Origin of the sequence: Nocardia sp. NPDC051787 (assembly GCF_040681325.1) — a bacterium.
Taxonomy (GTDB): Bacteria; Actinomycetota; Actinomycetes; order Mycobacteriales; family Mycobacteriaceae; genus Nocardia.
In genome coordinates, this window is sequence record NZ_JBFAYO010000001.1 from 249,557 (window position 1) to 264,571 (window position 15,015).

A 15,015-nucleotide genomic window follows, 5' to 3' on the forward strand; every position below is an offset into this window, starting at 1 on the left:
CTTGCCAATAAATATCCAATCGGTCGATACTGGACCGCATGGCAACGAGAGTGATCGGCGCGGGCAGCCTGGCCCGGGATCTGGGCAGCTGGCGCAACGTGCACGACGGCGAACCGGATTCCGCCGGGCGACGGTCCGCGCGTCCGGCGTACCTGGCGCTCGCCGAAGGCATCCGGCTGCTGATCCACGATGGTCGTGCCCCGCTCGGTGTCGCGTTGCCCAGCGAACGCGACCTCGCCGCCACGCTCGGCGTCAGCCGGACCACCATCACGTCCACCTACGCGCTGCTGCGCGAGCACGGCTACCTGATCAGCCGGCAGGGCTCGCGCAGCACCGTGGCGCTGCCCCGCGACGTGCAGCACGACGGCATCAAGCCGGCCAGGAGCATTTTGGCCATGATGGGCTCGCCCGAGCTGCCGACCATCGACATGACCTACGCCGCCATGGCCGCCCCGCTGGAGATGCAGGACGCGTATTCCACTGCCCTGGAAGGGATTCCAGCCTATCTCGGCACCCACGGCATGGACCCGGTCGGTGTGCTCGCGTTACGCGAGGCGATCGCCCGCCGCTACACCGCGCGCGGGCTGCCGACCGAGCCGGACCAGATCCTGGTCACCCTCGGCGCCCAGCACGGCATGCGCCTGTTGCTCAACGTGCTCACCGCGCCCGCCGCCCGCGTGCTCATCGACCACCCGACCTATCCGAACGCCATCGAGGCGATCCGCGACGTCGGCGCCCGTCCGGTGCCGGTGCCGCTGCGCCCGGACGATCCGGCGGGCGGCTGGGATCTGGACGGAATCCGTAGCGCGGCACGGCAAACCGCGGCCAGCCTGGCCTACCTGGTGCCGGATTACAACAACCCCACCGGCCTGCTGCTCGACGCCGGCGGCCGTGCCGAGCTGGCCGCCATCGCGCGGGAAACCAGGATGACCGTGGTGATCGACGAGTCCATGGCGGATCTGGGACTCGGCGACGCCGCCCCGCCGCCTCCGGTCGCGAGCTTCGCGAAAGGCGCCGAGATCGTCACGATCGGCTCGGCCTCGAAGTCGTTCTGGGGCGGTCTGCGCGTCGGCTGGATTCGCACCAACCAGGCGCTGATCACCAAGCTGCTCGGCATCCGCTCCACGGTCGATCTCGGCACGCCCGTGATGGACCAGCTGGCCACCGTGCACCTGCTCGAGCACGCCGACACCATCCTGGACCGCCGCCGGGACCAATTGCGTTCGCAGCGCGCCGCTCTGCTCGACGCGCTCGCCGAAGAGTTGCCGGATTGGCGCGTCACCGTCGGCGCCGGTGGCATGTCGGTGTGGGTGCAGCTGCCCACCTCGGTGTCGACGGCGCTGGCCGCCACCGCCCCCAATCACGGCGTATTGCTCGCGGCGGGGCCGAGATTCGGCGTACAGGGCGCGTTCGAACGTTTCCTCCGGTTGCCGTTCACCCACCGGGAATCCGACTTGCGGTTGGCGGTCAAGGCGATCGCATCCGCCTACGAGGCCCTTACGCCGCGCGCCGCCGATCCGTTGACGCCGCTGACCTGCTACTGAACGGATTTGTCCCCGAGGGAGGGCCTCCGCCGGCGGTACTTCCCTTCCGAGCGCCGCCGGGCACGACCGGCCGGCCACCCCTCGGGGCTGGCCCTCGTCGTGCTCGGGCGGCGTGCGGAAGGTCGCGCGGCGTCGAGGCCTCCAGTTCGAGCGTGCGGTCAAGGAGCGGACCGGATGGCGTCGGAGTGAATTCAGCTGCGCTCGAAAGCCACCTGCTCGCGGACAGTATTGCAGGTGCGGTGCCGCACTGTCGAACCGGTTGGTTTGTTGCAACGTTGAACTAACGCGCGGCGGGATGTCGCGGCGACACGCATGTGCGGTCGCCAGGCGACATCCCGCTCTCGATGCTCATTCGGCCCAGACCGATTCGATGGCCGTGGCCGTGGTCGGCGGCGGGGTGGGGACCCCGTTCGGAGTGCGGGAGAAGCGCGGCGCCGGGGTGTGCTGGGAGATGTTGTCCAGCTCGAGAAGCGAGCCGCGGGCCGCGATGTGCTCGTTGGTCGTCGCCTCCTCGAAGGTGAGCACAGGCGAGACGCACGCATCGGTGCCGATGAAGATCTCCGCCCACTCGTCGCGCGTCTTGGTCCGGAAGCGCTCGGCGAAGAGCTTTTTCAGTGTGTCCTGACCCGCCGGATCGAGCTGGAACGGCAGTCCTCCCGGATCGATCTCCAGCCCGGCGAGCAGTTGCGCGTAGAACTGCGGTTCGATCGCGCCGACGGCCATGTATTTGCCGTCGGAGGTCTCGTAGGTGTCGTAGAACGACATCCCCGTGTCGAGCAGGTTCACCCCGCGCTCGTCGGACCATGCGCCGACGCCGCGCATGCCCCAGATCATGTGCGAAAGGGCAAGCGCGCCATCGACCATCGCCGCGTCGATCACCTGTCCCTTGCCCGAGTTCTGCCGCTCGACCAGCGCGGCAAGGACGCCGAACACCAGGAACATCGAGCCGCCGCCGAAGTCGCCCACCATGTTCAGCGGCGGGACCGGACGTTCGCCCTTACGGCCGATGGCGTGCAGCACGCCGGTGATGGAGATGTAGTTGATGTCGTGCCCGGCGCGGTCGGCCAGCGGCCCCTGCTGACCCCAGCCGGTCATCCGGCCGTAGACCAGGCGCGGGTTGCGGGCGAGCGCGTCGTCCGGGCCGAGGCCCATCCGCTCGGTGACGCCGGGGCGGAAGCCTTCGATCAGCACGTCTGCTTTCTCGATCAGCCGGAGCACCTTCTCGATGTCCGCCGGGTCCTTGAGGTCGGCCTCGACAATGGTCCGGCCGCGCAGCTGCGGCCGGTCGAACCCGCCGGGGAGCTGACCCGGGCGCTGCACCCGCACCACATCGGCGCCCAGATCGGCGAGCAGAAGCGCCGCATGCGGGCCGGGGCCGATACCGGCCAACTCGATGACCTTGATGCCCGCGAGCGGGCCCTGCCCGGCGGTGGATGAAGAGCTCACGCCTTACCTCGGTTCGTCGTTGATCCAGCGCACCGGCACCGGTGCGTCCTCCCGGAGGCCACCGGGAGGGTGTATTGACAGTATGACAATAACGCTGGAAGGACGAGACCGTCACACTCGAACGCCCTGCGACGCCAGGTAGGCGATGGGCTCGATGGAACGGCCGTTGCGCCGCACTTCGTAGTGCAGGTGGGGGCCGGTGGAGTTGCCGGTAGACCCGACGGCGCCGATCGGGGTGCCCGCGGGGATTCGATCGCCGGCTTTGACCCGGATGCTGCCCGGAGTCTGGTGGGCGTAGATGGTCTCGGTGCCGTCGGCGGATCGGATTCGCACCTGGTAGCCGTAGCCATCGCCGTAGTTGCCCGCCTTGACGACCGTGCCACCGGTAGCGGCGTAGATGGGCGTGCCCGCGGGAGCGGCCATATCGAGCCCGCCGTGATGCTTTCCGCTCCGTGGGCCGAAGTGCGAGCTGATCCGGTATTTCCCCGGATCGAGGGGCGATCGTGGCCGGCCACTACCCGGCAACGCGCTGCCGAGCTGTGTTCGTTTGCTGGCAAGGGCATTGAGATATTGGGCGGTGAGCCGATCGACCGCCGCGGCGGTTTCGGTCGCGTTGGCCTGACCGCCGCGGACGATGGTTTGCGCCTTTCGCAGTGCCTCTGTGAGTATTTGGTGCGCTTTCCGCTGGCCTTCTTTGGTGTAGGCGGCGGGACCGAGCTCGGCCAGTTGCACGTTGACCTCGCGCACCAGCCGGATCACTGCTTTCCGGTCGGCCTTGTTCGACCCGGCAAGGCCGGAGACGTAGCGCGCGAGTTCGTTGTCGAGGGTGTTGAACGCTCTCGCCGCGTTCTTCTGGAACAACGCCCGCGCCTTGATCGCGGTCGCTCCCGCGCCTGAGCCGCCTCCCCCCGGCCGGGATCCCAGACTGCCGGTGCCCGATGCGGTGCCGTCGGTGCCGTACAGGGCTTCCAGGGTTTTCAAGGCTTTCAACGCCTCCTGTGCTTCCGGCGACAGCGCGCCTGCACTGGGTTCGGCGGCGGTGGGTGCCGAACCACTTGATCCCGCCCCTGATCCACCGCCTGCGAGGCCGGCGAGCGCCGACGCCAGCATCGGCAGCGCCATCATGGCCGCCGGCGCGAGGCTCGCGATGATCTCCGGGTCGATCCCGGGTGGTGGCGGCTCCTCGGTCGCCGCGGGTGTTCCGGACGGTGCCGCGGTGCCCTGCGGTGGTGCAACGACACCGCCGGGTGGTGGCGGCGCGGCGCCGTTTGATACTGATGCCACGGTGGAAGGCGGCGGCTGCACGCCGTTGGGCGCGGCGGCGGTTGTGCTCGGGGAGGAAACGGGTTGTGTGCGTGTGCCCGACGGCGGCGTCCCGGTGGGAGCACCGGGCGCATTTCGTGCCAGGTCGGTGAGAATGCGCGCCGCCTGGGTGGCGATGTCGGGCTGCTTCCGGTCGGCCGTCGACGTCGACGGCACCTGCGCGCCAGACTCGTTCTCGGCGCGGCCGCTCTCGCCTAACCCTTCGCCATCCGCGAGCTGTGCCACCTCCCCGCTAGTCATGACCACCTCCGCCTGCCCAGAGCCCCATTCGACACGCCTCCCGCCGAGCGCTGGTGCCGGGATAAATTGTGGCCCTGAGCCATAGCGGTTCGGTCCTCATCGCTGGGAACGGCGCGATCTACTACGGATTCGACGGACGAGCGGACGCCAATCGGTTGTGCAGTCGCTCGCGTATCCGCCGCACGCCGGGTGCCTTGGACCCCGGCAGCAAAGGGCCGGGATATCTGCCCTGCAGATCGCCTGCGTCGCCCTTCGCGACGTCCGTTTCCAATTGCCGGAAATCGGCGCGGATTCGGCTGTCGAGCCGGTATGGGTCCGATGAGAGGCGATATCCGACGATTCGTCGAAGCCGGGCAAGCTCCGCGCGTACCGTCACGGCTTTTCCGTCGTTTCCGTACAGTTCTTCGGCCAATGTCGCGGCGGTCAGTCCATCCGGGTTGGCGAGCAGGAGCACCACCAGCTCGCTGTGCCGGAGACTGAGCTCGTGGACCAGCCCGTCCAGCCACAGCACGGCGCGGTTTCGGCCCAGCGCGCTGACTCGAGGCACTTGTTCGCCGGAATACCGCTCGGGCAGGGCGTGGACGCAGAACGGCCCTCCCGGCGAGAGTCGTTCGATCACCACTCGCCGCCCACCGGGAAGTTCGGTTTCGCCCTCGGCCAGCGGCGCGGGCCAGATCGCGGGCAGCCACCCCGATGGAGCCGCGTGCAACACCCTGCCCTCTTGCGACAGCAGAGCGCAGTGGTTGCCGACGCGGCTGAGGACGCGATCGAGGTAGCGGGTCCGTATTTCGGCGTCTCGCTGCCAGGCGAGGTCGCGCAAATGCGCCTCGGCGAGCCGCGCTGCCGTCGTAACCAGCGCCAGCGCAAGCGGACTCGTGTTGCGCAGTTTGCAGGTGACGTCGACGACGCCGATCACAGCGCCACTGACCGGGTCCCGGATCGGCGCCGCCGAGCAGGTGAAGTCCGCAGCGACCGACAAGTAGTGCTCGGTGCCGCGAACTTGGAAGGCTCGCCCGAGAGCCAGCGCGGTGCCGACGCCATTGGTGCCCGCCTCGGTCTCGTGCCAGCGTGCTCCGGGGACGAGGTTGGCCCGCTCCGCCACCCTTCTGGCCGCGGCATCGCCCTGTACCCACAGCAAATGGCCATCCGCGTCGCCCCCGAACAGCACGTGGCCCGGCTCGAACGCCGCGCTCTCCAGGCTCGCGAACAGCACCGGCCACACCGAGGCCATCCGATGGTCCCTGCGCCAGGTCATGACCTCGTCTCGGGTCAGCCCGACCTCGGGGAGATGCCGGTCCGGATGCAGGCCGCGACGTTGGGCGCGATCCCACGAGGCGCGCACGTCGGCACGCATCAATTGCGTCTGCCTGGTCACCAAATGAGTTTGCCTCGTGATATTCCCGGCCGGTGCTTGCCGCGCCGAACGGTCATGGTTGCCGGACCAGACTAGGCGCGCCCTCGGCGGTCTGACAACGGGTTGCCTTGCGCTGCAACGTCTATGCAACCCCTCCGCGCGATCTTGGCCGCGCCCGGCCGGCACGTCATCGTGTGAGCACCACTTGTCCTGAGCTGGAGGTTGTCGATGCCCTACCTGGAATTGCCGGATGGCGTGCCGATGTACTACGAGGATCACGGCGCCGGCCGTCCCGTCGTGCTCGTTCACGGCTGGACGATGAACACCACCTTCTGGGCGCAGAACGTGCCCGCGCTGGCAGAAGGGAATCGGGTCGTCAATGTCGACCTGCGCGGGCACGGTGCCTCCGGCAAGACCGAGGACGGTCACACCCTCGCGCAGTACGCACGGGACATCCGCAGTCTGCTCGACCATCTCGGGCTCGACGATGTCGCCCTCGTGGGCTGGTCGATGGGCGCCGCGGTGATTCTCGCCTACGTCGAGCAGTTCGGGTGTGCGAAGCTGCGATCGGTGACATTCGTCGATCAGTCACCGCGTTTCCTCGACGGGGAAGGGTGGGACTTCCCGCTCCAAGGCGGCTACAGCCAGACCGACCTCGCGGTGTTCGTGCAGGCGGTGCGGCACGCCCGCCCGTTGGTGATCAAGCCGTTCATCGCCGCTTGCTTCGCGGAAGAACCGTCCGACGAGGTGATCGATGCGGTGTACGCGGAGACCACGAAGATGCCGACCTCGGCGGCATGCGCCATCTGGTACGACATGGCCTTCGCCGACTTCCGGCCGGTCCTGCCTCAGGTCACCGTGCCGACGCTGCTGATCTACGGAGCGCAGAGCAAGATCTTCCCCGGTCCGCTCGATGCATGGATCGCCGCGCAGGTCCCGAACGCGAAGGTGGTGCGTTTCGAGGGCAGCGGACATGTGCCGTTTTCCGAGGAACCCGAGGACTTCAACAAAGTTCTCGCCGACTTCCTCTGAGACATCGATGCCTCGCGACGTAACCTGTCGCCCCTCTCCTGTACCGGCTCGCCGGCCGGTCAGGAGAGGGCTTGGTCCAGGTCGTCCAGGAGGTCTTCCACGTCTTCGAGGCCCACCGAGACGCGGACGACACCGTCGGACAGGCCGATGGTGGCGCGGCCTTCGGGGCCCATGGCGCGGTGGGTAGTGGTGGCGGGGTGGGTGATCAGGGTCTTGGCGTCGCCGAGGTTGTTGGAGATGTCGATGACGCGCAACCGGTTCAGCACCTCGAAAGCGCGCTTCTTCGCCTCGTTCTCGGGGGCGTTCAGCTCGAAGGTGACCACGGTGCCGCCCGCGCTCATCTGACCGGTGGCCAGCGCGTACTGCGGATGCGACTCCAGGAAAGGGTATTTCACCCAGCTGACCGCCTTGTTGCCCTCCAGGAAGCGGGCGATCCGGAGTGCGGACTCGGCCGAATGGCGCACCCGCAGCGGCATCGTCTCCAGCCCCTTGAGCAAGGTCCACGCGTTGAACGGGCTCAGCGCCGGACCGGTGTGGCGCATCAGCGTTTTCACCGGGCCGTCGATGTAGTCCTTCGCGCCGAGAATCGCGCCGCCGAGCACCCGGCCCTGCCCGTCGATGTGCTTGGTGCCGGAGTAGACCACCACGTCGGCGCCGAGCTCGAAGCCGCGTTGCAGCAGGGGTGTCGCGAAGACGTTGTCCAGCACCACTTTCGCACCGGCGGCATGGGCCAGCTCGGTCACCCGGCGCACGTCCACCAGCGTCTGCATCGGATTGGCGGGCGTCTCGAAGAACACCGCCGTGGTCGGCACCGACAGCGCCCGTTCCCACTGGTCGAGATCTTCGCCGTCCACGAATACGGTCTCCACGCCCCAGCGCGGCAGGATCTCGTTGCACACCACGAAGCAGGAGCCGAACAGACTGCGCGCGGCGACCAGCCGGTCACCGGCGCCGAGCAGCGCTCCCAGCGCGGTGAACACGGCCGACATTCCGCTCGCGGTGGCGAAGCACGCTTCGGCGCCGTCGATCAGCCGCATCCGCTCCTCGAACATGGCGACCGTCGGGTTGCCGTAGCGGGAGTAGACGAAATGCTCCACCTCGCCGGTGAACGCGGTCTCGGCGGCTTCCGCGCTCTCGTAGACGAAGCCGGAAGTCAGGTACAGCGCCTCGGCGGTTTCCTCGAAACCGGAGCGCCGCAGTCCGCCCCGGACACCGAGCGTCGCGGGGCCGACGCCCTCGGGCAGCGGCTTGTCGAACGCGCCGCCGGTGATCACGGCTGCCGCCTATCGGCAAAGTTCCGAGGGCCCGCCAGACCCCCGCTCAGGACTGCCGCCCATCGGTAGAGCCCCGAGGACACGCCAGACGCCCTGGTCATGACTGTCGCCAGGGCAGCCCGAGGGCACGCCAGCCGGAGCCGCCGCGGTGCCTGAACTCATCGAGCGGACCTTCGAAGCCTTCGAGCACGTTGTAGGAGGTGCGGTAACCCGCCGATGTGGCGGCGATCGCAGCGCCGACCGAACGCTGGCCGGAGCGACACAAGAACACCACCGGTGCTTCGGGGTCGTGGTCGGCGAGCGCCTGCCGCAACTGCTCGACGAACATCTCGTTGCGCGCGCCGGTGGAGTCGACCCACTCGATCAGCGCGGTCGGCCGATCGATCGAGCTCGTGTCGGGTACGCCGACGAACTTCCATTCGGCTTCCGTCCGCACGTCCACGAGGACTGCTTCGGGGTTGTCGCGCAGCAGTTCCCATGCCTGCTGCGGGGTGATGTCACCGGCGTAACTCATCTACTCCTCCTGCGAATCCGCACTTGCCGCGCCCAGGACCGGAGCGCGGCCAGGTCGTCACCCGGAGCACCCCACCGCGGAGGAGGGTTGCCGACCAGTAATGCCGGGGCTTGACACTGGTTCTCATGACCTTCGACTGAGATTGCACCGACCCGGGTCACCGTGTCAAACGGCCGTTCACACTGCGGGAACGCTCAGGCGCAGACCAGCCACTTGTCGCCGGATCTGCTGAGATTCCACGTCGTGGTCGTCTCCGTGCCGTCCGCCTTCGTGGTCACGGTCGCCTTGCCTTTGTCGCCGTCCACCATCGGGTTGTCGATTTTCCTGAGCTCGACGGACTTTCCGGCGCCGGACTGCCCGGCCAGCGGTGAGCGGGCGGCGTCGAAGCCCGCGCATCCGGTGCCGGGCGCCGGCACGGTGCCGGTGCGGTTGGCGCCCTCGACGAAGTTGCGGATGGCCGCGGAGATGCGGTCGGCATCTGTGACATTTTTCTCAGCGGGCGACAGCACCCCGCCGAGCACGATCGCGATGAGCACGATCACCGCGACCACTGCGGCCGCGATGAACGGCACCATGGAGCGCTTGTCGGTTTGATCGACGCGGATGATGTCGTCCTCGCCTGCGGTCGGCTGCTGCTCGGTCATGGCTCGATGATCCCTGGTCGGGGTGGTTATCCAGCCCCCGGCCCCGGGGCAGGGCGGTGGCGGCGTCCGTCGGCGGGCAGGGGCCGCTTTAGGTCGCGCGGGAGCGGGTACGCGCCGATCGAGATGTTCGATGACATCGACCGACTGCACGCACCGGATCCTGGCGGCATCGATGGTCCCGATAGAATCGCGGGACGGCAGCCTGCTGTCATAGCGAATCGGCAGCTCATCGCCGCGGCGAACGGAGCACCGTGCAGCCACGAGCCGGCAACGCCAACGCCGGCGTCCGCACCGGAAGGGTGCGACCGAGCCGGTGCGTCAACTTAGCCTAAGCTAAGCCAGACGTCATTAATTGTTTCGACCATAAGGGTGCGCGTAAGAGATGACCGAACAGAGTGCAGTATCGGATGGCGGTGTTCGCGAGCCCTCCGTGGTGACGCAGGCTTCCTCCTCCGGGCTTGACGCGCACACCGCGAAGACCCGCCCGCTCCGCATCGCGATCGTGGGCGCCGGACCGGCCGGGATCTACGCCGCCGACGCGTTGATGAAGTCCGATGCCGATGTGAGTATCGACCTGTTCGAGCGCATGCCCGCGCCGTTCGGGCTGATCCGCTACGGCGTCGCGCCCGACCACCCGCGGATCAAGGGCATCATCACCGCCCTGCACAAGGTGCTGGACAAGCCGCAGGTGCGGCTGCTGGGCAATATCGACTACGGCACCGACATCACCCTCGATGACCTGCGTGCCTTCTACGACGCGGTGATCTTCTCCACCGGCGCAAACGCCGACCGTGCCCTGCCCATCCCCGGCATCGACCTCGACGGCTCCTACGGTGCGGCGGACTTCGTGTCCTGGTACGACGGGCACCCGGACGTGCCGCGCAGCTGGCCGCTGGACGCGGAGAAGGTCGCCGTCCTCGGCGTCGGCAACGTCGCCCTGGACGTGGCCCGAGTGCTGGCCAAGACCGGCGACGAACTGCTGCCCACGGAGATCCCGCCGAACGTCTACCAGGGGTTGAAGGCCAACAAGGCCGTCGAGGTGCACGTCTTCGGCCGCCGCGGTCCCGCCCAGGCCAAGTTCACCCCGCTGGAGCTGCGCGAACTCGACCACTCCCCGACCATCGAGGTCATCGTCGACCCCGAGGACATCGACTACGACGAAGGCTCCGAAGCCGCGCGCCGGCATTCCAAGCAGGTCGACATGGTCGCCAACACCCTCGAGCAGTGGGCCATCCGCGATGCCGGCAACCGGCCGCACAAGCTGTTCCTGCACTTCTTCGAGTCCCCCTCCGAGGTGCTCGGCGAGAACGGCAAGGTCGTCGGCCTGCGCACCGAACGCACCCAGCTCGACGGCACCGGCAACGTCAAGGGGACCGGCGTGTTCAAGGACTGGGACGTGCAGGCGGTATACCGTGCCGTGGGCTACCTGTCGCAGAACATCAACAACCTCCCCTTCGACGACCAAGCCGGTACCGTGCCCAACGAAGCGGGCCGGGTGATCGTCGACGAGAACGCCGACGGCGCCGCTCGCTACATGCCCGCCACCTACGTGACCGGCTGGATCAAACGCGGCCCGGTCGGCCTGATCGGCCACACCAAGGGTGACGCCAACGAGACCATCGCCTGCCTGCTGGACGACGCCCCCGGCTTCACCCCCGCCGAGCGGCCCGAACCCGAAGCCGTCACCGAGTTCCTCGAAGGCAAGGGCATCCCGTTCACCACCTGGGCCGGCTGGTACCGCCTCGACGCCCATGAGCGCTCCCTCGGCGAACCCGAAGGCCGCGAACGCGTCAAGGTCGTCGAACGCGAGGACATGCTGCGCGCCAGCGAACCGCACAAGGTCTGATCACCTCGCCGCGACCGACTCCGGTGCCGCGGCAGCACCCCCGGCGGGCCGACACCGCGGTCGGTGCTGGTCGTTGTGGCAGCGGAAAATCCGACCCTGAGGCATTCTGTACAAGTGTTCGATGCCCACCTGCACATCTTCGACCCGCGGTTCCCGCTGGCCGAAAACGAGGGCTACCTGCCCGAGCCGTTCACCATCGCGGACTACCGCAAGCGCATGTCGCGGTTCGACATCAGTGGTGGCGCCGTGGTCAGCGGGTCGTTCCAGGGCACGGATCAGAGCTACCTGAAGGCCGCCCTCGCCGAGCTCGGCGAGGGCTGGGTCGGCGTCACCCGCCTCGACCTGGACGCCACCGACGAGGAGATCATCGAGCTGGACCGCATCGGCGTGCGCGCGCTGCGGTTCAACCTCAAACGCGCGGCCGCCGACATCACCGGGATGACGCTGCAAGCGCTGCGCGCGCACGAATTGGCCGGCTGGCACGTCGAGGTCTACATCGACGGCACGATGCTCGCCTCCCTGCAACCCGTCATCTCGAAGCTGCCCGCGCTCTCGGTCGACCATCTCGGCATGTCCGAGGAGGGTCTGCCGTTCCTGCTCGATCTCGTCGATCGCGGAGCGCGGGTCAAGGCAACGGGTTTCGGCCGGGTCGCCATGAACGTCGCCGACACGCTGCGCCGCATCCACGCCGTGAATCCCGAAGCGCTCATGTTCGGCACCGATCTGCCCGGCACCCGGGCGGGACGCCCGTTCGAGGACTCGGACGTCGACCTGATCTGTGACGTGGTGGGCACCGACATGTACGCGGTGCTCGAGGACAACGCGCGCGCGTTCTACCGGCTTCCCGCTCGCGAGCGGACCGTCACCACCGACCCGGCCCCGACCCTGCCGCTGTATCGTCCGGAACCGCCGACGCTCCGGCTGCGCCGCGACGAATTGCCCGGCAGCCGAGCCGGAGACACGATTCCGTTCCCCGCCATCGACCGTTGACACCCATGCCTGCGCCTCGCTGACGCTCGGCTCCGGCATGCGCGATGCGCGCTGTGTTGATCATTCTCAGGCGGCGATCGCGCCGACGATCCAGACGCCGGTGGCCAGCAGCGCGCCGAAGAGCTCGATGAGGATGGACAGGCCGACACCCTTCAGCGCCTGAACCGTAGCCCGCCACGCCTGTTGGTTGACGCGCAGCCGGTGAAGTTCCGAAAGGTACACGCCGAGAACGAAACCGACGAACAGGCCGACGACCGGAATGACGAAGAATCCGACGATGCCGAGGATCGCGCCCAGGAAGATCGCGCGATTGGACACCCCCGCTTCCTTCATCTTGCGTCCCGGCCAGGTGTATTTGACGACCCCGGAGAGCGCCAGCAGCAACGTGCTGATGGCGAAGACGGTCCACGCCGTGGCTCCACCGGTCATGAATGCCCAGACGGCGACGGCCCCGAAGATCAGGATGACGCCCGGCAGGATCGGCACGACGATTCCGAGGAGGCCGACCAGGATCACCAGGCCGACGACCACTTCACCCCACACGCTCACAGACGGTTCCTCCCGCTTTCCGGCGAATTTCGCGCTGCTGGGATTCTGGCGCACCGGCGTTGCCCGCGCACAGCGGAGGTTCCGGTCCAGCCGAGTCGCGGCCATCCGGACCGAGAGTATTGACAGTATGCTGTCAAATACGACATGATGCTGTCATGACCACGAAGGCAGTGCACATGGCCGTTTACGACACTCTCGCCGACTGGGAGGTGGGCGCGGCCACCGCGCACATCAACAAGCCGAGCTGGCATCGGGAGCCGGGAACGTGGCAGGTCAAGACGGTCGGGCTGACCGCGGATCCGATCACGACGATGGGCGGTATGCGGATCGTGCCGGACGTCGTGCTCGCCGATATCACGCCCGCCGACAGCGCGATGCTGATCCTCCCCGGCGCCGAGACCTGGATGGGGCCGGAGCTGGACGCGTTCGGGGAGAAGGCGCGCGAGTTCGTGGAGGCGGGCGTTCCGGTCGCCGCGATCTGCGGCGCGACTTACGGTCTGGCCAAGCAGGGTCTGCTCGATAACCGCAAGCACACCAGCAATGTCGCGGAATTCCTGGTCTACAGCGGGTATTCCGGCGCAGAGCATTATGTTCAGGAGCCTGCCGTCACCGACGGCGACGTGATCACGGCCAGCGCGAGCGCGCCGTTCGAATTCGCCCGCGAGGTGCTCGGTAGGCTCGGTGTGTACGAGCCGCATGTGCTGGAGGGCTGGTACCGGCTGTTCGCGCACGCCGATCCGGAAGGATGGGCGGTGCTCGAGGCGTACGAGGCGCAGCAGGCATGAGCGAGCGCCAGCGAGGCGCAGTCGTGAGCAGCGATTCGTCGGCGGTCCGGTCGATCGGCCGGGTCGCCGACCCGGTCGGCAGGAGGCGAACGCATGGCCGATGAACAGGAATTGTTCTCCGCGGCGGCGATCACGTCGTTCCGTTTGAACGGTCAGTTCCTCGCGGTGGCCGAGGAACTGGCGCGACCGGCGGGTTTGACCGCCGCGTGGTGGCAGGTGCTGGGCGCGGTGCTGTACACACCGTTGCCCGTCGCGGGGATCGCCCGCGAAATGGGCATCACCCGCCAGAGCGTGCAGCGCATCGCGGATCTTCTGGTGGACAAGGGACTTGCCGAATATCGGCCCAACCCGGCCCATCGCCGTGCGAAACTCGTCGCAGTCACCGACGCGGGCCTGGCCGCGGTCCGGCGTATCAACCCGCAACATGCGGTGATGTCCAAACGCCTTGCGGCCGAACTGGGTCCCGAACAGCTCGCGCTCACGGTTGCGGTACTCGCAAAGCTCTCCGCCGCGATGGACGCGATCGTCACCGCCGACGACTAGCGGATGCGATCACTGGTCCATCCGGCTCGAGCTCGAGCGCCGAGCAGCCACAGCCGATGCGCGGCTGCACCAGTCGATCCGGCTCGGGCAAGTCCACGAACCCCGGCCATCGGCTCGTGGCCGGTCTGCGCCGGGACGATGGCGATCCCGGCGGACTTCCCCGCCGCCGCCACCGTTGCGATCGGCTTCTGGTATCGGCCGACGCAGGCGGCGCAGTTCTGGATTTCGGCTGTCGACCAGCAGAATCGAGTCGGCTTCGCATACGTGCAGAACCAGTCGATCAACGGCGTGTTCGGTCGCCTGCAGTGGCTACCTGGGACAACCACACGCCCTGGCTGCTGGCCGCCGGCGTGTTGGGAGTGGGCGGGCTGGCCGCGGCGAGATTCGCGTACCGGCGCGGCGACGAACTGCTTGCCATCCTGCTCGTCGCGGCGGTTTCGCTACTGTGCTCGCCGATTTCGCGGACCCACTACTGGGTGTGGATGATCCCTGCACTCATGTGGGCCTGGCGCGCCATGCGACCCCTGGCCCTGGTGATCCGGGCTGGTGTGCCGGCACTACTCGCTTTGTGGGCCTTCGCCTGGCCGATGCAGGTCGACCGCGTCGGCTCATGGGACACCGGCCTGCCGGTGATCCCCCAGGGCGTGATCTGGTTCGTTCCGCAGACCGATTACCGCGAATCGCAGTGGACCCTGGCGGAATTCCTGATCGGTAACTCCTACACCCTGCTCGGTCTCGCGTCGGTGCTGACCGCGATCGGGTGGATGCTGTCCCACGCGCGGCCCGCCGTGCCCGGCTATGCGACTACGCCGTTCGACACCGGTGATCTCACTCTCGAGGTGGCCGCGGCCAGCCTTGCCGGAAGTATGCTGCACTCTTGGCCGAAACCGGCACCGGCGCTACGGTAGCGCGCTCGCTGCCAGCTGCGACC

14 protein-coding genes, 1 pseudogene and 1 riboswitch are annotated in these 15,015 nt (G+C 68.0%); of the genes and pseudogenes, 8 read left to right on the plus strand and 7 right to left on the minus strand.

The window, feature by feature from the left end; all coding sequences use genetic code 11:
- Positions 1-38 precede the first annotated feature (38 nt).
- Positions 39-1,544, plus strand: a complete 1,506-nt coding sequence (locus tag AB0M45_RS01145) for a PLP-dependent aminotransferase family protein (protein WP_364321255.1) — start codon at positions 39-41, stop codon at positions 1,542-1,544.
- A gap of 348 nt (positions 1,545-1,892) precedes the next feature.
- Here AB0M45_RS01145 and AB0M45_RS01150 read toward each other — a convergent pair whose 3' ends face one another.
- From AB0M45_RS01150 to AB0M45_RS01160, 3 genes are all read right to left on the minus strand, one after another.
- Positions 1,893-2,990 carry a CaiB/BaiF CoA-transferase family protein gene (locus AB0M45_RS01150; RefSeq protein ID WP_364321258.1) on the minus strand — a complete coding sequence of 366 codons (1,098 nt, stop codon included), beginning with the start codon at positions 2,988-2,990 and terminating at the stop codon, positions 1,893-1,895.
- A gap of 111 nt (positions 2,991-3,101) precedes the next feature.
- Positions 3,102-4,553, minus strand: coding sequence for a M23 family metallopeptidase (locus AB0M45_RS01155; protein WP_364321261.1), 1,452 nt, complete (start codon positions 4,551-4,553; stop codon positions 3,102-3,104).
- Positions 4,554-4,674: 121 nt separating this feature from the next.
- A complete protein-coding gene (locus tag AB0M45_RS01160; protein ID WP_364321264.1) occupies positions 4,675-5,928 on the minus strand; it encodes a GAF domain-containing protein in 1,254 nt (417 codons plus the stop codon).
- 207 nt (positions 5,929-6,135) lie between these two features.
- On the opposite strand from AB0M45_RS01160, the gene AB0M45_RS01165 reads away from it, so the two are divergent.
- Positions 6,136-6,939 (plus strand): alpha/beta hydrolase, encoded by an 804-nt coding sequence (locus AB0M45_RS01165; protein ID WP_364321267.1) that lies wholly within the window; start codon positions 6,136-6,138, stop codon positions 6,937-6,939.
- 59 nt (positions 6,940-6,998) lie between these two features.
- Here the strand turns inward: AB0M45_RS01165 and AB0M45_RS01170 are convergent, their stop codons facing one another.
- The 3 genes from AB0M45_RS01170 to AB0M45_RS01180 all read right to left on the minus strand — a co-directional run bounded on the left by AB0M45_RS01170 (position 6,999) and on the right by AB0M45_RS01180 (position 9,371).
- Positions 6,999-8,213, minus strand: a complete 1,215-nt coding sequence (locus tag AB0M45_RS01170) for an O-succinylhomoserine sulfhydrylase (RefSeq protein WP_364321270.1) — start codon at positions 8,211-8,213, stop codon at positions 6,999-7,001.
- 97 nt (positions 8,214-8,310) lie between these two features.
- Entirely contained in the window at positions 8,311-8,727 is a 417-nt protein-coding gene (locus AB0M45_RS01175) for a rhodanese-like domain-containing protein (protein ID WP_364321273.1), read from the minus strand.
- A gap of 14 nt (positions 8,728-8,741) precedes the next feature.
- A riboswitch (SAM riboswitch) is annotated at positions 8,742-8,858 on the minus strand.
- A gap of 63 nt (positions 8,859-8,921) precedes the next feature.
- Complete coding sequence (locus AB0M45_RS01180; protein ID WP_364321276.1) at positions 8,922-9,371, minus strand: hypothetical protein; 450 nt, start codon at positions 9,369-9,371, stop codon at positions 8,922-8,924.
- A 382-nt stretch (positions 9,372-9,753) separates the two neighbouring features.
- Here AB0M45_RS01180 and AB0M45_RS01185 point away from each other — a divergent pair, with 382 nt between their 5' ends.
- Together AB0M45_RS01185 and AB0M45_RS01190 are read left to right on the plus strand one after the other, a co-directional pair.
- Positions 9,754-11,217: an FAD-dependent oxidoreductase gene (locus tag AB0M45_RS01185; RefSeq protein WP_364321279.1), complete on the plus strand. Its 1,464-nt coding sequence runs from the start codon at positions 9,754-9,756 to the stop codon at positions 11,215-11,217.
- A gap of 114 nt (positions 11,218-11,331) precedes the next feature.
- Positions 11,332-12,207: an amidohydrolase family protein gene (locus AB0M45_RS01190; RefSeq protein WP_364321282.1), complete on the plus strand. Its 876-nt coding sequence runs from the start codon at positions 11,332-11,334 to the stop codon at positions 12,205-12,207.
- Positions 12,208-12,273: 66 nt separating this feature from the next.
- Here AB0M45_RS01190 and AB0M45_RS01195 read toward each other — a convergent pair whose 3' ends face one another.
- The gene (locus AB0M45_RS01195) at positions 12,274-12,756 is read right to left on the minus strand and encodes a DUF456 domain-containing protein (protein ID WP_364321285.1); all 483 of its coding nucleotides are present in this window, start codon (positions 12,754-12,756) and stop codon (positions 12,274-12,276) included.
- A 155-nt stretch (positions 12,757-12,911) separates the two neighbouring features.
- Here AB0M45_RS01195 and AB0M45_RS01200 point away from each other — a divergent pair, with 155 nt between their 5' ends.
- The 4 genes and pseudogenes from AB0M45_RS01200 to AB0M45_RS01215 all read left to right on the plus strand — a co-directional run bounded on the left by AB0M45_RS01200 (position 12,912) and on the right by AB0M45_RS01215 (position 14,992).
- A complete protein-coding gene (locus tag AB0M45_RS01200; RefSeq protein WP_364321288.1) occupies positions 12,912-13,541 on the plus strand; it encodes a type 1 glutamine amidotransferase family protein in 630 nt (209 codons plus the stop codon).
- A 93-nt stretch (positions 13,542-13,634) separates the two neighbouring features.
- Complete coding sequence (locus tag AB0M45_RS01205; RefSeq protein ID WP_364321290.1) at positions 13,635-14,084, plus strand: MarR family transcriptional regulator; 450 nt, start codon at positions 13,635-13,637, stop codon at positions 14,082-14,084.
- A 138-nt stretch (positions 14,085-14,222) separates the two neighbouring features.
- Positions 14,223-14,378 (plus strand): annotated as a pseudogene (locus tag AB0M45_RS01210) (hypothetical protein); the annotation flags it as partial.
- Positions 14,379-14,389: 11 nt separating this feature from the next.
- Positions 14,390-14,992, plus strand: a complete 603-nt coding sequence (locus AB0M45_RS01215) for a hypothetical protein (protein ID WP_364321786.1) — start codon at positions 14,390-14,392, stop codon at positions 14,990-14,992.
- Positions 14,993-15,015 lie beyond the last annotated feature (23 nt).